Below are 16,247 nucleotides of genomic sequence, written 5' to 3'. Positions count from 1 at the left end.
GGCATGCAATAAAAAGAGGGAGGCATCATGCCTCCCTCACTCTTTAGCCCTTATACCCCGCGGGTTGGGACTCAAATTCTCTTAACTGACTGGCATTACCCGCGGGAGCCCTTTTTCATATCGCGTTATCAGCGTTTGATCTTCTTGGGGTTGGTGTAGCCCCAGATGGTGTACATGTCCGCCAGCAGGGCACCGTTGTACTCCTCGAGATCGGCCTGTTTCACTTCGGCCTCACCCTGACGGCCAAACAGCACCACTTCATCACCGGGTTTCACCCCTTTGAGATCGGTCACGTCCACCATGATGGTGTTCATGGAGGTCTTGCCCACCACAGGTACCTTCTGACCCTGGATCAGTACATAGGCCTTGTTGCTGAGCGCACGGCGATAGCCGTCGGAGTAACCGAGCGGCAGGTTGGCGAGCAGGGAGTCACGTTTGAGGGTAAAGGTGCGGTCATAGCCGACGGAGTTGCCTGCCGGGTAGTGGTTGACCGAGGCGACCTGGGTCTTGAATGCCATCACCCGCTTGTATTCGGTGTAGGAGGGGATGGAGTCGCCGTAGAGCAGGCCACCCGGGCGCACCATGTCGAAGTAGGCATCCGGCACTTCCAGGGTGGCGAAGGAGTTGGCTGCGTGGATGGTGATCTTGCTGCGATCCAGCTTGCCCGCTTCCAGCAGCCACTGGGAGTCCAGTTTGAACTGGGCTAGCCCCATCTTGACGTCCTCTTTCTCCTCTACCGGGAAGTGGGTCATGATGCCGACCGGGGTGATCCCCTTGAGCTTGAGCATGGTCAGCGCATCTTGTTTGGAATCGGCCAGACGCAGGTCTATGCCGTTGCGGCTCATGCCGGCGGAGTTGAGGCCAATATGCACCGGGATCCGGGTATTGTGGCGCAGGGCGATGTCTGAGATCCCCTGAGCACTCACCAGGCTGCCAACCAGCTCTTCCAGCTTGTAGGGCAGGGCCTGTTCCACTTCGACAGGAGTGGCGGCGCGCACCCGCATCAGGCGACCGGTAAACCCCTTCTCGCGAGCGACGCGGGCCTCTTCGTTGCTGGCGATGCCGATACAGGGGATCTCGGCCTTGATGACGGAGGGAACCAGCAGATCGATGCCGTGACCGTAGGCATCCGCCTTCATGATGGCGCAGATCTGCGGGCCCTTGTCACCGAGGCGATCCTTGAGGGTCTGGATATTGTGTTCGAAGGCGCCCAGATCCACTTCCAACCAGGCGTTGCTGGCGGTTTGTACTTCGCCGTTGCGATGATCGCTCGCCTGCGGCAGATAGGGGGCTGCGACGGCTTGACCGGCCAGCAGGCCCAGGATCAAGGTGGCCAGCAGTGTCTTCTTGTGCATGGGGTGATTCCTTTTTTATTGTTGGCGTTGAGGTGCATGACGACCTTATGACGGCCTTTGTCATGCAGATGGGATAGAGTGTAGCCAAGGCATTGTTATTGTTATGAACTTTGTCAATTTCCTGCGGCATTATTCCCGTGGGAAGTGTATCGCAAGGTGTCGATTGTGGCACGTCTCATGGGAGCCAGTAGATGAGAGATCTGGAGTGTCGTGTGCCGCCTGTCCTGCTGTTTGGCATAGTGGTGCTGGCCATGGTGTTGGGGGGCGGTCGCGGGGAGGGGTGGCCAGAGCTGGCCCTGTTGCTGACGGTGGTCGGCTGTGTGTTCGGTTTTGGCGGCGTGCTGCGCTTTCGCCAGCATGGCACCACCGTCAGTCCAACCCGGCCGGCGCAGGCCAGCGTGTTGGTGACCACAGGGCTTTATCGGCTCAGCCGCAATCCCATGTACCTGGGGCTGCTCTGCTGGACAATGGCGCTGGCCTGCTATCTGGGTGGCATGGGGGTCTGGATCGGGCCCCTGGTGCTGTGGGGCTGGTTGAATCGCTTTCAAATCGTGCCGGAAGAGCGGGCCCTGCAGGCTCGCTTCGGTGAGGCGTATGCAGAGTACTGCCGGCGGGTTCGCCGCTGGTGCTGAGCCGCGGGACACGCTGAAAAAACGCAGATAAAAAAACGGCCCGCATCAGCGGGCCGTTCTGCTTTAGGGGGGGGAGCGGAGGATCACGCCTTGGCGGTATCGACCTCACCCAGAGGTTCGGTTTCCCCCAGGCTGTCTTCGGTCTTGGCCACCACGCTGGCGGCGATGGCATTGCCCAGCACGTTGGTGGCGGAGCGGCCCATGTCGAGGAAATGGTCGATCCCCAGCAGCAGCAGAATGCCTGCCTCCGGGATGTGGAACTGGTTGAGAGTGGCCGCGATGACCACCAGAGAGGCGCGTGGCACACCGGCCATTCCCTTGGAGGTGACCATCAACAGCAGCAGCATGGTGATCTGCTGAGCCAGGGAGAGCTCTATGCCATAGGCCTGGGCGATGAACATGACCGCGAAGGTGCAGTACATCATGGAGCCGTCCAGGTTGAAGGAGTAGCCCATGGGCAGCACGAAGCTGGCGATGCGCTTGTCACAACCAAACTTCTCCAATCGATCCAGGGTTTTGGGGTAGGCAGCTTCGGAGCTGGCGGTGGAGAAGGCGAGCAGTATGGGTTCGCGGATCATGGCCAGCAGGGTCAGGATGCGGCGGCGGATAAACAGACTGCCCATGGCAATCAGCAGCAGCCAGAGGCAACCCAGCGCCAGATAGAATTGCGCCATGAAGGTGCCGTAGGTGGCCAGAATGCTCAGACCTTCCTTGGCGACCATGGCTGCGATGGCACCAAATACCGCGAACGGCGCAAAATTCATCACGTAGCCGGTTACTTTCAGCATGATCTCGGCACCGCTGGCCATCAGCTTGACCACCGGCTTGGCGGTATCGCCCAAGGCGGCGGAGGCTAGTCCAAAGAAGAGGGAGAACACTACTATCTGCAGGATCTCGTTGGTGGCCATGGCCTCTACCACGCTTTTCGGTATGGCGTGGGTGACAAAGTCCTTGAGGGAGATGGCGGTGACGACCACACCTGAGCTGGCGGTATCATCCGGCAAGGAGAGAGAGAGGCCCACGCCCGGTTGCAGCAGGGTAACCATCACCAGTCCCAGTGTCAGGGAGAGCAGGGAGGCCAGCATGAACCAGCCAAGGGTCTTGGCGCCGATGCGACCGACGGTGCGGGTGTCGCCCATCTTGGCGATGCCGACCACTAGCGTGGTGAAGACAAGGGGGGCGATGATCATCTTGATCAGACGCAAAAAAATGTCGGTCAGTATGGTGATATCGTCGGCAAAGCCTGCGGCCTGCTCCGGGGCGAACACGCGATAGCCTTGACCAGTGAGGATGCCACATAACATCGAAATGATGATGGCAGCCGTCAATTTATTCATTTTCATGAGGTGGTCCCAGTTTTGATAAGTGCAAAGCGTTTTGAGTGGCAGGGGTGCCACTTCAGTCCGTTTTTGTGATCCGGGCCGTAGATTCCTGACAGCCGGTGTGCTTGCAGCATGCCTAATTCGGGGGGGTAAATCCAGCGTCTTGTATCAGTGTTTTATGCTGTCGTTAGTTGTATGTGATATGGATCTTGCATTTTATCGATATTAATCGCCGTTTATTTTGATGTTAACAAGATATTTGGCTTCCATGCACTGTTCGTGTAAGGGCTGATGCAGCAGGGTAAAAATCAGCAGGGCCGAGGTGGTGTGTTGCACCTGCATCTGTGCCAGGAAGAGGTCAGGTTCTTCTTCATCAAAGCCGAACACGGGGCGCAAGGGGGTGACCCTGACCGCATCGCGCTGCAGCGTCAGTTCGTTCACCTCAATCCACTCATAGCCCCGGCTTTGCGCCATCTCGCCAGCGCGCTTGAGCACATACTTGCGAGCCGTTTCCCGATCGATCAGATCGTTGCCGACAAACTCCAGCTGCCACTTGTCGGGGCCAAGTTGTGTCTGGGAAAAGCCGGTCTGGCCGTTCCAGAATGACTTTTCGCTGTGATAGGAGGTGGCACAGCCGCCCAGTAGGGTGCCGAACAGGCTGACGACAAGCAGCAGAACATGCAGGTGTGAGCAAAAGGAGAGGAGGAGCGGACGTTGCATCTCGATGGCCGGTTGGCGAAACACCTTGTCACTACAGCACAAACCGATCAGTGAGACAATCGTCGCTCAGGTCATCAACGGGCAGTGCCAGAGCCGCGGCACAAAAGAAAAGGCCTTGTCGTTTGACAAGGCCTTTACCGGGGAATTTGGTCGGTGTGAGAGGATTCGAACCTCCGACCCTCTACACCCCATGCAGATGCGCTACCTGGCTGCGCTACACACCGACGGAGTCAGCTCGGCTGACGGGGGCTGAGTTTATGGAGATGCTTCGACCCTGTCAACAGGGGAAATCCGGCTCTGAGACTGTTTGCCTGCTTTGCGAGCAATTGACGCTCAAAGTGCCGCCACAGTGGTTGAATTCGGCCATCGAGAGCGCATTTCAGGGGGCGTTGTGACGCATTTTTCAAGACACCATAAAAAAGCGGCCGCCCTGGGGGCGGCCGTTTGCATCAGTGGTGACCGGATCAGCGGTTGAAAGTCAACCGCTTGCCCAGCACCTGATCGGTGACCTGGCCGTTTTGCCAGGCGATCTGGCCATTCACCAGGGTCATCTCCACCGTGCTGTGGAAGCGGTAACCGTTGAAGGGTGACCAGCCACACAGGTAGAGCAGGTTGCTGTCGTTGACCACATAAGGTTTGCCCAGATCCAGCAGCACCAGATCTGCGAAGTAGCCCTCACGAATGTAGCCGCGATCCTGCACCTGGAAGCGCTCGGCTACCGCGTGGGATGTCTTCTTGACGATAGTCTCCAGTGAAAACACGCCGTTGTGGTAGAGCTCCAGCAGGGCCAGCATGGAGTGCTGCACCAGGGGGATGCCGGACGGCGCCTTGAAGTAGCTGTTCTGCTTCTCCTCCCAGGTGTGGGGGGCGTGGTCGGTGGCAATGATGTCCAGCACGTCGTTGCGCACTGCATCCAGCAGGGCGTGCTGGTCGGCGGCTGTCTTCACCGCCGGGTTGCACTTGATCTGACTGCCCAGGGTGTCGTAATCCGCCTCATTGAAGAAGAGATGGTGGACGCATACCTCGGCGGTGATGTTCTTGTCTTTCAGCTCGCTCAAGTCGTGGCTGGCGGTAAACAGCGACAGCTCCTTGGCGGAGGTCAAATGCAGCACATGCAGCTTGGCTCCGTACTTTTTCGCCAGACCCACCGCCATGCTGGAGGACTTGTAACAGGCCTCGTCATTGCGAATGCGGCCGTGCTCGCGCATCGGCACATCTTCGCCCCACTTGGCGCGGGCTTCGTCTTCCAGCACCTTGATGGAGGGGGTGTCCTCGCAGTGAGTCACTATCATCACCGGGCTCTCGCGGAAGATGGCCGCCAGTGTCTCCTGATTGTCCACCAGCATGTTGCCGGTGGACGACCCCATGAACACCTTGACCCCGCAGGACTGCTTGGGATCGAGGCGCTTGATCTCGTCGAGGTTGTCGTTGGTGGCGCCGAGATAGAAGCTGTAGTTGGCGGCGGAGGAGTTGGCGGCTATCTGGTATTTGGCTTCGAGGGCGTCGAGGGTGGTGGTCTGGGGGTTGACGTTGGGCATTTCCATGAAGCTGGTGGTGCCACCTGCCACGGCGGCCCGGGATTCACTGGCGATGGTCCCCTTGTGGGTCAGGCCAGGTTCCCGGAAATGGACTTGATCATCGATCATGCCGGGGATGAGGTGGCGGCCTGCCGCATCGATCACAACGGCATCGGGCGCCTCGATATGGGGGGCGATCCGGGCGATCCGTTCCCCTTCAATCAATACATCAGAGGCGTAGATGCGGCCTTCGTTGACCAGGGTGGCATTCTTGATAAGCAATTTGTTCATGGGGGAGTCCAGTTCCTTTGTCAGTGATCGCGGGTCATAATATCGCAAACTGTACTTTCTCTGTAGCAAGGTCTGACTGATGAAGTTATTTGTAAGAGATTTGACCGTGATCGACTCCAGCTACCTGTGCGAACGCCGCGGCATGGTGGGGGAGAGCTGGCTGGTGGATGTCGAGATGAGTGGCGAGCTCAACGAGATGAGCATGTTGCTGGACTTTGGTCGGGTGAAAAAGCTGATCAAGTCGATCATCGACGAAGAGGTGGATCACAAGCTGCTGGTGCCGGCCGAGTGCGCCCTGATCCATGTGGCGCATCTGGAGGGGGAGGAGAGCACGGTCGATCTGCTGCGCCCCCAGGGGTCCATTCACCTGCGCTGCCCGACTCAGGGCTTTGCCTTCATACCGGCGCCCCAGGTCGATAAAGAGTCCGTCACCCGCTACCTGCTGGCGGTATTGGCACAGCGTCTGCCCGGCAACATCCGGGATCTGTCGGTGACCCTGCGTCAGGAGCAGATCGACGGCGCCTTCTATCACTACAGCCACGGTCTCAAGAAGCACGATGGCAACTGCCAGCGGATCGCCCACGGCCACCGTTCTCCCATCGAAATCCATGTGGATGGGATGCGTGACGGTGAGCTCGAGCTGAACTGGGCCGAGCGCTGGGCCGATATCTACCTTGGCACCGACGAAGACAAGGTGGACCTGAGCGAACTGAACTTGAGCGATGTTGCCCGGTCCCAACTGGGTGAGCAGCACCTGGGATTCAAGTATGTTGCCCCCCAGGGGCTGTTTCAGCTCGCCATGCCGGTGGCCGAGGTGGAGATGATCGACACCGACACCACCATAGAGCTGCTGGCGTGCTACATAGCCCGTGAAGTGAAAAAAGCGGTGGGTGACAAGTTTGTGAAGGTCGTGGCCTATGAAGGGGTCGGCAAGGGCGCCATCGCCTACGCCTGATCTCACCACGCTGCCACCAGATAAACAAGGCCCCGCCAACAGCGGGGCCTTGTTGTTTCAGAGAGAGACTCAGGCGCTGAGCTTGAAGCGCTTGACCAGATTCTCCTGCTGCTCGGCCAGGGCGTCCAGCTGCTGGCTGGTCTCGGCTACCCGTTCAATGCCCTGATAGTTGAGATCCGAAATATCCGAGATGCGGTTGAGGTTGGTGGCGATGTCGGCACTGGTCGCCTGCTGCTGCTCGGCGGCGGAGGCGATCTGGCTCGACATGTCGCTGATGAGCACCACTATGGCCTGCACCTCCTCCATGGCGGTATTGGCGTGGGAGCTCTGATCCACACAGCTGTCCATCTCGCGGGAGCACTCCTGCATCACTGTCACCGCCTTGGCGACCCCCTGTTGCAGGTTCTCGATCATGGTCTGGATCTCGCTGGTGGACTGGGCGGTACGCCCCGCCAGACTGCGCACTTCGTCGGCCACCACGGCAAAGCCGCGGCCCTGCTCGCCGGCACGGGCCGCCTCAATGGCGGCATTGAGGGCCAACAGGTTGGTCTGCTCTGCGATACCGCGAATGACGTCGAGGATATTGCCAATCTGGCCACTCATGGCGCTGACATCGCCTATCACCTTGCCGGTCTGTTGCAACTTGCCTGCCAACTGATGGGTGGTGGTGATGTTGCCCGCCATCACCTTGCGGCCGGTCTCGGAGGCTTTCTCCACGTCCTGTACCCGCTCCAGGGTCTGGTTGGCGGCCTGGGCCACTTCCCGCACCGAGGCTTCCATCTGGGTCATGGCGGCAGCGACCGAGGCGGTCTCCTGGCGCTGTGTTTCCAGATCCGCCCGCACCGATTCCGTGGTGTGGCGATTGTCGTGGGCGGCGCTATTGAGCTGGGTTGAGGCCTGGGAGAGCTGGGTGAGCACATCCCCCATCTGCTGGATCAGCAGGTTGACCTGGCTGCCGAGCTGGCCGAACTCATTTTGGCTCTTGAAACCGACGCGCTGTGTCATGTCCCCCTGGGTCACTTCGGTCAGCACCCGCAGCAGCTCCTTGAGGGGGCGGCGTATGGCTTTGCCCAGTGTGTAGGCCACCAGGATGGCGATGAAAATGGCGATGGCGATGCTGAGCCCCTGGGTCAGGGTGCTCTGGGCTTGCACCTTGCCGGAGGCGCGAATGCTGTTGTTCATCAGCTGCTGGCTCTGATCGGTGATCCCTTCCAGTTTGCTCTGAATGTTGACGATGAGCTGGCTGGCCTGCTTGCTCTGCTCGCGCATGGTCTGCTGCTGCTTCATCAACGCCAGGTATTGGGCAAGCACCCCTTCACTGGAAGTGGTGTCGCGCACGAACCCATGGACGTAGTGCCCCATGTTGTTGTCGAAATCCTTGAGCTCCCCCTGCAGATCCTTGATGGTGCTGTTGAAGCCCTCTATCTGCATCTTGTTGCGTTTGAGCGCCGCCTCTATGGGGGCGGGGATGCTCTGGTTGAGCGCATCCATGGTGGAGAGCTCGATGGCGGAGAGCTTGGTGGTCAAGGTCTCGGACAGCATCTTGATGAAGCTGTCGTCGATGGTGATCATCATGTCGCCGAGGTTTTTCTTGAACTGGGGCAGACTGACCTGAAACTGTCCCTTGGCCTGGTTCACCTTGTGCAGACGGGTGAGCAGGGCCTGGTGTTCGGTGGGTAGCGTCCCGGTCAGCTGCAGATAGTCGCTGACCAGTTTGGTCAGTGTTGCCATGTCACCCTGCAGTTGCGGGTGCGCCGCGGCCTGCTGGCTGAGGGTGGCGAGTGTCTTGTCGACCTGGGCCTTGGCCTGTTGCAGCTCGGCCACTTCGGCCGGGATCTGCTTGGGATCCTGCTCGGTCAACACGTCTGTGAGCCATTTGTTGGCGCTGAGCAGGCTGATCTGGGTCTGGCTGCTGGCGATCACCAGCGGCATGGATTGCCGGGTAACCTGATCCAGCGCCTGATTGAGCTCGCTCTGGCTGCGAAAGGTGAGTACCGAGGTCGCCGCCATCACGGCTACCAGAATGGCAAAGCCTAAATAGACTCTCTGCAAGATGGAGAGGTCTGACATGGATTGTTTCATTATTGTCCCGCTGTATATGCAAAAGTCCCTTGCCTGAATACCCCGTCCATTTGATACCCTGCTATCACCTTGGGCGAGCGACGTCGGCAGACGTCCTCCGGCTATCGGTATTTTTAACAATAACTGAAGAGAATGGGACAACGGCTGTGTCAAATATCGGCTTGTGTCACACTTGACCGGCCCTGACGGCAACTTTGGGAGCCGCTTGAGGTGGGTTTAGAATTTTCTTTTTCATATAAGGGAGTTATCCATGGCGCAAGAAACCATTTTCAGCAAAATCATCCGTAAAGAGGTCCCCGCCGACATCCTTTATCAAGACGATTTGGTGACTGCATTCCGGGACATTCAACCCAAGGCCAAGACCCATATCCTGATAGTGCCGAACGTGCTGATCCCCACCGTCAACGATGTAGAGCCCGAGCATGAGCTGGCCCTTGGCCGCATGTTCACGGTGGCACGCAAGCTGGCAGTTGATGCCGGTATCGCCGAGGATGGCTATCGCCTCATCATGAACTGCAACCGCCACGGCGGGCAGGAGGTCTACCACATCCATATGCATCTGGTGGGTGGTCAATCCCTGGGGCCGCTGCTCTGCCTGTGATGAGTCCGTTTCCCCGTCTGGCCGGTCTGTTGCTGGCCAGCACCCTGCTGGGGGGCTGCGCCTCCCAGTGGCAGGATATGTTCGTCTCCTATTCCGATCAGATGGTGCCCCTGCGCAACCAGCTGCTGCTGGGACACGCCGCCGAGGCCCTGCCCGAGGTGCGTGAATCCACCCTGGGTGATGACACCTATGTACTGGACCGGCTGGAGCAGGGGCGCATCGCCTGGCTGGCCGGGCAGGATGCGGGCAGCAAGCAGGCCTTTGCCGCCGCCGACAGCCGCCTCGAGTGGGAAGACAATCAGGCCGAGTATCGGCTGAGCCAGGGCCTGAGTCAGGCGGGCAGCCTGCTTACCAACGATCAGAGCATGGCCTACCTGACGCCGGATTATGAGCGCACCATGCTGCATCACTATCTGGCGCTGAATTACCTGCAACGGGGGGATGCCGACGGTGCGCTGGTGGAGGTACGCCGTGCCAACCAGGTGCAGGAGCGGGCCCTCAAGGCGCGAGCGGGGGAGGTAAGCAAGGCCTGGGAAAAAGGCGCCGAAGCCAGCACTGAGCGCAATATGCGCCAGCTCATGTCGCGCGGGGCACCGGATCTGGATCGGCTGATCGGCAAGGTGAAAAACGGTTTTCAGAACGCCTACACCTTCTATTTCTCCGGCGTGCTCTATGAGGCGGCCGGGGATCTCAACGACGCCTGGGTCGACTATCAGCGGGGTTACCAGATAGCGCCGGACAACCAGAGCCTGCAGGACGCCTTGCTGCGCCTGGCACGGCTGCGTGGCTCGCCGGATGAGCTGAAAGAGACCGAGAAAAAGGTGGGCCGCAAAGCGCCGCTGCTTGCCAAGGATCAGGGTCAGCTGGTGGTGTTGTTTGAAGATGGGCTGATCCCGGCGCGGCGGGAGCTGTTCCTGCCGCTGCCCATTTCTACCTCCAGTGGTGATTTTCGTACCTTTACCGTGGCCGTCCCCTATTACGACAATAGAGCCAGCCAGACTGGTCCCCTTGTGGTCTCGGTAGGCAAGCGAATCGAGCAGACCAGCGAGCTGGTGCGATTGGAAGCGCTGGCCGCCAAGGATCTGCAGGAGCGACTGCCGGGCATGCTGACCCGTCAGGCGCTGCGGCTGGTGGCCAAGGAGCAGTTGAGGCGCACAGCCGCCAAGGAGGGAGGTGATGTGGGCAATATTCTGGTGGGCATCTTCAACACCCTTTCTGAGCGGGCCGATACCCGCAGCTGGCTGACGCTGCCTGCTCAGGCATCCAGCTGGCAGGGCATGCTGCCGGCCGGTGACGTGCAACTCACTCTGGGGGCGGGGAGTGCCATGCGCCAGTTGCCGCTCACCATACATGGCGGACGCACCACCCTGGTGTGGGTGCAACGGCTCGGCGCAGGCCTGACTACCCGGGTGATGCCGCTCTAGGCACCCACTCAAACGACAATGACACCCATGACTGATCGGCTGGGCCCCTGTGGCCGCCGGCTAAGGAGATCAAGATGAAAGCATACGGGTTGGCCTTGGGGTTGGTTATGCTGCTGGCAGGCTGCGCCACCAATACATCCGGCGTGGCGCTCTATGGCGCTGCGGGCGCGGCGCCTGTGCAGGAGCAGCATCAGAACGTCAATGTGACCCTGACCGAGCTGAGCCGGCGCGAGCAAAACGGCCTGCTGCAGGTCAATGTGGCCGCTGCCAGTACCCAGCGTGGCGACAACAAGCTGCAATATATGTTCTATTGGTATGATGAGGCGGGGCAGGAAGTGGCCAGTGATGGTCGCGGCTGGACACCCATCAAGCTCCACGGCTATCAGAGCCGCACCCTGTCTGCTCTGGCGCCGAGCCCGGCCGCGCAGGGATACCGGATTTATGTACGCGAAGTGATTGAGGAATCCAACTGATGAAAATGAATCATGCCCTGCTGATATTGAGCGGCGCCCTGCTGCTTGGCGGCTGTTCCAGTACCACCGTCAGCTATGGCGACCCCACCGAAACCGAGACGGTGACCGTGGATTACGGCTCATCGGATCTGCAGGCCATTGCCGACAAGATGGCGGATTCCATGCTCGCTTCACCGGCGACCAGCGAGATCACTGCAGGTGGTCGTCCCGTTATGTTCATGGACTCCATCCGCAACAAGACCTCGGAGCACATCGATACAGAAGCCATCACGGATACCATCCGCACCAAGTTGCTGCGCGTTGGCAAGTTCCGCTTCGTCGACATGAGCAAGGTGGCCGCGGTCAAGCAGCAGCTCGAATACCAGCAGAGCAGCGGCATGGTGGATCCTGCCTCCATGGTACGTCTGGGCAAGCAGACCGGTGCCCGCTACATGGTCTATGGCAACCTCAGCAGCATCGTCAAGGACAACGGCAAGGTGAAGGACGTCTACTACCAGATGACCATGAACCTGATGGATCTGCAAAACGGCGAACTGCTGTGGGCCGACCAGAAAGAGATCCGAAAACAGGCGAAGAAATCCACCTTTGGCTGGTGATCTGGCAGAGCTCGAGCTGCTGGCCAGCCTGCCAGTTCCCTGGTGCTCGGGGCGGCTGGAATCTCTGGCCAGTGGCCTGACCAACTGCAACTATCGACTGCGCCTCCCCTCGGGGCGCAGTCATTTTTTGCGGCTTGGTCACCCCGACCCCTATCGGCTCGGCATCGACAGAGCCACAGAGTGGCAGCTCTATCAGGGCGCCATTGAACAAGGGCTGGCGCTGCCCTGCCACCACAGCGATCCTGCCAGCGGTTTGATGTTGCTGGACTGGTGCGACGAGCCAAACTGGGCCGAGGCGCCACCCCCCCTGGCCGAGCAGCCCGGTCTACTGGCTGAGGTGCTGGTGCGACTGCACCAGTTGCCGGTGCCTGCCGTCGTGATGGCGGTGCGGGCTCATGCCGCCGGTTATCGCGGCCGCCTGGCCCGGATCCCTGAGTGGTTGCCTGCGCTGGAGCGTGCGCTGCTTGCCAGCCGCGAGCCTGACGACTGCTGGCTCCCTTGCCATCACGATCTCAATCCGGCTAATTTGTTGGGGTCGCGCCCCTGGGTCATCGACTGGGAGTATGGCGCCGCCGGTCACCCCGGTTTCGAGGTCGCCAGCATACAGCGCACCCACGGCTGGGATGACGAGCGGCGAGCGGCACTGGAACAGCGCTATCTTGAGCGGGCAGGGAGGACGCTGGGAGCAAAGGGCTTTCAGAGTCAGGCCTTCCTGCCCTGGGTCGATTACATTGGCCTGCTGTGGGCCCTGCTGATGGCCGAGCAACAAGCCGAGCCTGATTATCAGGCCCTGATCGACATGAATCGTCAACGTTTGGAGTAGTGCATGATGACCACCTTTTCCTGGCGTCAGCCCCGCAGCTGGAGTCTGTTGTTGCTCTGCCTGCTGCTGGTGGGCTGTTCCACCCGCGTTGTCTATTACTGGCTGGACGTGGCCATCGTCTGGCAGCTGGATGACTACTTCTCGCTGGACTCTAGCCAGAAGCGCTTGCTGGATCATGAGGTAAAAGGGCTGATGGCCTGGCACCGTCAGCACGAGGTGCCCCGTTATGCCGATGATCTCGATGCCCTGGCCAAGGCGGTCGCGAGCCCCATGAGCCCGGCGCAGGTTTCCCGCCATCTGGATGCGGCCCAGCAGAGCCTGACCCGCACCCTGGAGAACACGGTTCCCCGTGCCGTTCGGCTGGCCCGCACCCTGACCGAAGATCAGGTGGCCATGTTCATGAAGGACAGGCTCACCCGTCAGGCCGAGCGGGAGCAGGACTTTGCCCGCAAGCCCAAGGCCGAGATGCTCAAGGAGTTCACCGACAAGATGAACGAGCGACTCGTGTTCTGGATTGGCGAAGTGAAACCGGCGCAGGTGCCTTTGGTGGCGCAGTGGGTGGAGTGGCAGTATGAGCTGCAAGCCCCCTGGCTGGAGTTCCAGACCGCCTGGACCAAGGAGCTGGCCCGGTTGATGAAGCAGCGCCAGAGCCCGGACTTCGGTGCCCAGCTCACCGCCCTGTTGCAGCAGGGGGATGGGCTCATGGATGGCCGTTTCACCGGCTACACGGATCAATCCCGCCAGCGTACCGTCAACTGGCTGAGCGCCTTGAGCCAGTCGCTGGATATCTCCCAGCGCGCCCATCTTTACTCCCTGCTCAAGGACTATGCCCGGGACTTTAGAAAGATGTCCGAGGGGTAAGCGCAGGGGGGCATTGCAAGGTCAGCGCGGCGAGGTGATGCGCCTTGCCGCCTTGTCCTTGGCGGGCCTCTGTGGTAGTTTGCCCTTTCTATAATTTGGGAATTAACTTTTTGAGCCTGCTGGACAAAGTGAAACTGGCGCTGATGACACTGCTCATCTCGCTCACTCTGTTGCTCTCTACCGTCTCGGTGGAGGGGCTCGAGGTATCCGCTCATTCGTCTGCCTCCCAGCACGCTCAGGTGATGAATGATGCCGGCACACGCGAGCCGTCAGACAGCTCGCGGGCGCTCCACAGTGCCAGTGACAGCGATGACGGCATCGTCAAATTTGTCGGCTCCCACCAGAATCACCTGTTGCGTCTCGAGCACTCCCTGCGTAGCGATAGTCAGCCCGGCAGCGTCGTTTACGAGCTGATCATGAGCTGGTCGCAGCAGGCGATCCTGTTGCTGCTGTGCGGCCTGCTGTTCTACGCCGTCCTCTACTCCCCCAAAAACAGTTTCCGCGACCGCTTTGCCACCATTCATCGGCACAGGTTGCAACGCCAACACCTGCAATACCGCTTCTCCCAGAGCTATCTCGCCTGATCCCGATGGGGTCCGGTCTTACTGCACAGCCTCATCGCCTCCCGTAAAGCCTGCTCACCGCGCGTGAACAGGCTCACTGTCTCATTTGTATTTTCTTGCGTGCCGTTCACCTTTTTGGTGTGCGTGCCCGCCGCCTTCTCCTGACAGAGGCTTTTGCCATGAGAAAAAAGAGTCGTATCACCCTGAACCGCATGAGCAAGTGGCAGTACGCCCTGCTGCTGCTCATGCTGTTCACTTTCGCGTTTTACTCCCTGCCAACCTTCTTCGGTGAGCAGCCCTCACTTGGCCTGCATGGCCAGACCAGCCTGACAGAAGCGCAGCGCACCCTGCTGGCCGACAACCAGATAGCACCGGTCAAACAGGTACAACAAAAAGAGCGGGTCGAACTGGTGTTCGGCAGCCAGTCTGAACAGCAAAGGGCCAAACAGCTGCTGGAGCAGCAAGGCTATGACAGCGCCGCCCTGACCCTGGAGTTCTACTCCAATGCCCCGACTTGGATCAGCCAGCTCGGTGCGGCTCCCATCAAGCTCGGGCTGGACTTGCGTGGCGGCTCCCAGCTGCTGATCGGGGTCGATCTCAGCTTCGTGGTGGACAACCAGACCAGAAACCTGGTGGACATGCTGCGCAGCCAGTTCCGTGAAGCGCGCCTGCGGGGTGCCAACGTGGCCCGGGTGAGCGAGGGTGAGGTGCGGGTCATACTGCCCGAGGTGGCCGATCAGGCTCCCTGGCTCAACATCATCAAGGATTCTGCCGGTACCCGACAGGATCAGTGGACCCTCAATCGCAGCGGCAACGAGCTGCGACTGGTGATGAGCGAGGCCGAGCGCACCCTCTTGGCCAATAACGCCGTGACCCAGAACCTGTCGATCCTCAAAAAACGGATCAACGAGCTCGGCATCGTCGAAGCCTCGGTCCAGCGTCAGGGCCAGGATGGCATTCGCATCGAGCTGCCAGGGGTACACAATCCCAAGCAAGCCAAGGAAGTGATAGGCGCCACGGCGTCACTCGCCTTCTATCAGGCCCAGCCGGAGAGCCGCTTCTTCATGGCGGATCGCAACGGTCAGGCGGTCGGCATGGCGCGCAAGCCGGTACTGACCGGTGAGCACATAGTCGATGCGCGGGCAGGTATGGGAGAGATGGGACAACCCCAGGTGAGCATAGTGCTCGACACCCTGGGTGGCAGCAAGATGAACCAGTTCAGCCGCCAGCATGTGGGCAGCGCCATGGCCACCGTCTTCACCGAATACAAGACCAATGCCCAGGGCAAGCTGCGTGCCCAGAGCGAAGTGATCAACGTCGCCACCATACAGACAGCCCTTGGCAACCAGTTCCGCATCACAGGCCTTGCCAGCGTACCCGAAGCTCAGGAGCTGGCGATGCTGCTGCGGGCTGGTGCCCTCACAGCGCCGCTGAAGATCCTGGAGGAGCGCTCAATCGGGCCGACCCTGGGGCTGCAAAATATCGAGGCTGGCTTCACCGCGCTGGCGTTCGGCATGGCGGGCATGATGCTGTTCATGATGGCCTGGTATCGCAAGTTTGGCTGGGTTGCCATCACGGCGCTCATCGCCAACCTGCTGATGCAGGTGGGCATGCTGGCCGTGCTGCCGGGGGCCGTACTGACCCTGCCGGGGATCGCCGGTCTGGTGCTCACGGTCGGCATGGCGGTGGATACCCACGTGCTGATCTTTGAGCGGATCAAGGACCGCCTGCGTGAAGGGGGCAGCCTTGCCAATGCCATCGACTTTGGCTATCGCTCGGCGTTTCGCACCATTTTCGATGCCAACATCACCACGCTGATCTGTGCCGTTGTGCTCTACTCCATCGGCTCTGGCCCGCTGCAGGGCTTCTCCATCACCCTGATCCTGGGCCTCATCTCCAGCATGGTGACCGGTATCTGGGGTACTCGCGCCATCATCAACCCCTTGTGGGGCAAGAGCAGCGCCAAGCTGCTGAGGGTGTGACCGTGCCCCCTGCATTTACTCTGTGCCATAGCGCCGCGCGTTCGAGCCTG

General features: G+C 60.1%; 15 protein-coding genes and 1 tRNA gene. 10 read left to right on the top strand and 6 right to left on the bottom strand.

Annotated elements, in window-relative coordinates; translation table 11 throughout:
• Positions 1–128: 128 nt before the first annotated feature.
• Positions 129–1,355, bottom strand: a complete 1,227-nt coding sequence (gene alr, locus GWQ29_RS08530; protein WP_275919210.1) for an alanine racemase — start codon at positions 1,353–1,355, stop codon at positions 129–131.
• A 191-nt stretch (positions 1,356–1,546) separates the two neighbouring features.
• Here alr and GWQ29_RS08525 point away from each other — a divergent pair, with 191 nt between their 5' ends.
• Complete coding sequence (locus GWQ29_RS08525; protein WP_099992823.1) at positions 1,547–1,987, top strand: isoprenylcysteine carboxylmethyltransferase family protein; 441 nt, start codon at positions 1,547–1,549, stop codon at positions 1,985–1,987.
• 83 nt (positions 1,988–2,070) lie between these two features.
• On the opposite strand, the gene GWQ29_RS08520 is transcribed toward GWQ29_RS08525, so the two are convergent.
• From GWQ29_RS08520 to GWQ29_RS08505, 4 genes are all read right to left on the bottom strand, one after another.
• Positions 2,071–3,330 (bottom strand): dicarboxylate/amino acid:cation symporter, encoded by a 1,260-nt coding sequence (locus tag GWQ29_RS08520; protein WP_059112229.1) that lies wholly within the window; start codon positions 3,328–3,330, stop codon positions 2,071–2,073.
• 204 nt (positions 3,331–3,534) lie between these two features.
• Complete coding sequence (locus GWQ29_RS08515) at positions 3,535–4,029, bottom strand: hypothetical protein (protein ID WP_275919209.1); 495 nt, start codon at positions 4,027–4,029, stop codon at positions 3,535–3,537.
• A gap of 147 nt (positions 4,030–4,176) precedes the next feature.
• Positions 4,177–4,253, bottom strand: a tRNA-Pro gene (locus GWQ29_RS08510).
• Between the two features lie 240 nt (positions 4,254–4,493).
• Positions 4,494–5,837 (bottom strand): dihydroorotase, encoded by a 1,344-nt coding sequence (locus GWQ29_RS08505; RefSeq protein ID WP_005314854.1) that lies wholly within the window; start codon positions 5,835–5,837, stop codon positions 4,494–4,496.
• A gap of 79 nt (positions 5,838–5,916) precedes the next feature.
• On the opposite strand from GWQ29_RS08505, the gene GWQ29_RS08500 reads away from it, so the two are divergent.
• A complete protein-coding gene (locus GWQ29_RS08500) occupies positions 5,917–6,792 on the top strand; it encodes a 6-carboxytetrahydropterin synthase (protein WP_271774737.1) in 876 nt (291 codons plus the stop codon).
• Between the two features lie 69 nt (positions 6,793–6,861).
• Here GWQ29_RS08500 and GWQ29_RS08495 read toward each other — a convergent pair whose 3' ends face one another.
• The gene (locus tag GWQ29_RS08495) at positions 6,862–8,862 is read right to left on the bottom strand and encodes a methyl-accepting chemotaxis protein (RefSeq protein ID WP_275908754.1); all 2,001 of its coding nucleotides are present in this window, start codon (positions 8,860–8,862) and stop codon (positions 6,862–6,864) included.
• 262 nt (positions 8,863–9,124) lie between these two features.
• Here GWQ29_RS08495 and hinT point away from each other — a divergent pair, with 262 nt between their 5' ends.
• From hinT to secD, 8 genes are all read left to right on the top strand, one after another.
• On the top strand, positions 9,125–9,475 hold the full coding sequence (gene hinT / locus GWQ29_RS08490; protein WP_275919208.1) for a purine nucleoside phosphoramidase: 351 nt from the start codon (positions 9,125–9,127) through the stop codon (positions 9,473–9,475).
• Positions 9,475–10,899, top strand: a complete 1,425-nt coding sequence (locus tag GWQ29_RS08485; protein WP_275919207.1) for a hypothetical protein — start codon at positions 9,475–9,477, stop codon at positions 10,897–10,899. Before hinT ends, GWQ29_RS08485 begins: the two co-directional genes overlap by 1 nt.
• A gap of 74 nt (positions 10,900–10,973) precedes the next feature.
• On the top strand, positions 10,974–11,372 hold the full coding sequence (locus GWQ29_RS08480; RefSeq protein ID WP_005314863.1) for a YcfL family protein: 399 nt from the start codon (positions 10,974–10,976) through the stop codon (positions 11,370–11,372).
• Positions 11,372–11,968: a penicillin-binding protein activator LpoB gene (gene lpoB, locus GWQ29_RS08475; protein WP_005314873.1), complete on the top strand. Its 597-nt coding sequence runs from the start codon at positions 11,372–11,374 to the stop codon at positions 11,966–11,968. Before GWQ29_RS08480 ends, lpoB begins: the two co-directional genes overlap by 1 nt.
• On the top strand, positions 11,958–12,791 hold the full coding sequence (locus GWQ29_RS08470) for a phosphotransferase (RefSeq protein ID WP_265422631.1): 834 nt from the start codon (positions 11,958–11,960) through the stop codon (positions 12,789–12,791). Before lpoB ends, GWQ29_RS08470 begins: the two co-directional genes overlap by 11 nt.
• Before the next feature lie 3 nt (positions 12,792–12,794).
• The gene (locus tag GWQ29_RS08465) at positions 12,795–13,652 is read left to right on the top strand and encodes a DUF6279 family lipoprotein (RefSeq protein WP_275919206.1); all 858 of its coding nucleotides are present in this window, start codon (positions 12,795–12,797) and stop codon (positions 13,650–13,652) included.
• Positions 13,653–13,762: 110 nt separating this feature from the next.
• Entirely contained in the window at positions 13,763–14,236 is a 474-nt protein-coding gene (locus GWQ29_RS08460; protein WP_275919205.1) for a hypothetical protein, read from the top strand.
• Positions 14,237–14,394: 158 nt separating this feature from the next.
• A complete protein-coding gene (gene secD / locus GWQ29_RS08455) occupies positions 14,395–16,197 on the top strand; it encodes a protein translocase subunit SecD (protein ID WP_219615565.1) in 1,803 nt (600 codons plus the stop codon).
• Positions 16,198–16,247: the final 50 nt, after the last annotated feature.

Origin of the sequence: Aeromonas sp. 2HA2 (genome assembly GCF_029237345.1) — a bacterium.
GTDB classification, from domain to species: Bacteria; Pseudomonadota; Gammaproteobacteria; order Enterobacterales; family Aeromonadaceae; genus Aeromonas; species Aeromonas salmonicida.
Note: the sequence above shows the minus strand (reverse complement) of the source record. Positions and strands in the feature narration are given on the sequence as shown.

Excerpts from the sequence above, each read along its gene's own strand:
- GWQ29_RS08520 (WP_059112229.1), bottom strand. The coding sequence starts at position 3,330 with ATGAAAATGAATAAATTGACGGCTGCCATCATCATTTCGATGTTATGT.
- GWQ29_RS08495 (WP_275908754.1), bottom strand. The coding sequence starts at position 8,862 with ATGTCAGACCTCTCCATCTTGCAGAGAGTCTATTTAGGCTTTGCCATT.
- GWQ29_RS08515 (WP_275919209.1), bottom strand. The coding sequence starts at position 4,029 with ATGCAACGTCCGCTCCTCCTCTCCTTTTGCTCACACCTGCATGTTCTG.
- hinT (WP_275919208.1), top strand. The coding sequence starts at position 9,125 with ATGGCGCAAGAAACCATTTTCAGCAAAATCATCCGTAAAGAGGTCCCC.
- GWQ29_RS08480 (WP_005314863.1), top strand. The coding sequence starts at position 10,974 with ATGAAAGCATACGGGTTGGCCTTGGGGTTGGTTATGCTGCTGGCAGGC.
- GWQ29_RS08500 (WP_271774737.1), top strand. The coding sequence starts at position 5,917 with ATGAAGTTATTTGTAAGAGATTTGACCGTGATCGACTCCAGCTACCTG.
- lpoB (WP_005314873.1), top strand. The coding sequence starts at position 11,372 with ATGAAAATGAATCATGCCCTGCTGATATTGAGCGGCGCCCTGCTGCTT.
- GWQ29_RS08465 (WP_275919206.1), top strand. The coding sequence starts at position 12,795 with ATGATGACCACCTTTTCCTGGCGTCAGCCCCGCAGCTGGAGTCTGTTG.
- alr (WP_275919210.1), bottom strand. The coding sequence starts at position 1,355 with ATGCACAAGAAGACACTGCTGGCCACCTTGATCCTGGGCCTGCTGGCC.
- GWQ29_RS08525 (WP_099992823.1), top strand. The coding sequence starts at position 1,547 with ATGAGAGATCTGGAGTGTCGTGTGCCGCCTGTCCTGCTGTTTGGCATA.
- GWQ29_RS08505 (WP_005314854.1), bottom strand. The coding sequence starts at position 5,837 with ATGAACAAATTGCTTATCAAGAATGCCACCCTGGTCAACGAAGGCCGC.
- GWQ29_RS08485 (WP_275919207.1), top strand. The coding sequence starts at position 9,475 with ATGAGTCCGTTTCCCCGTCTGGCCGGTCTGTTGCTGGCCAGCACCCTG.
- secD (WP_219615565.1), top strand. The coding sequence starts at position 14,395 with ATGAGAAAAAAGAGTCGTATCACCCTGAACCGCATGAGCAAGTGGCAG.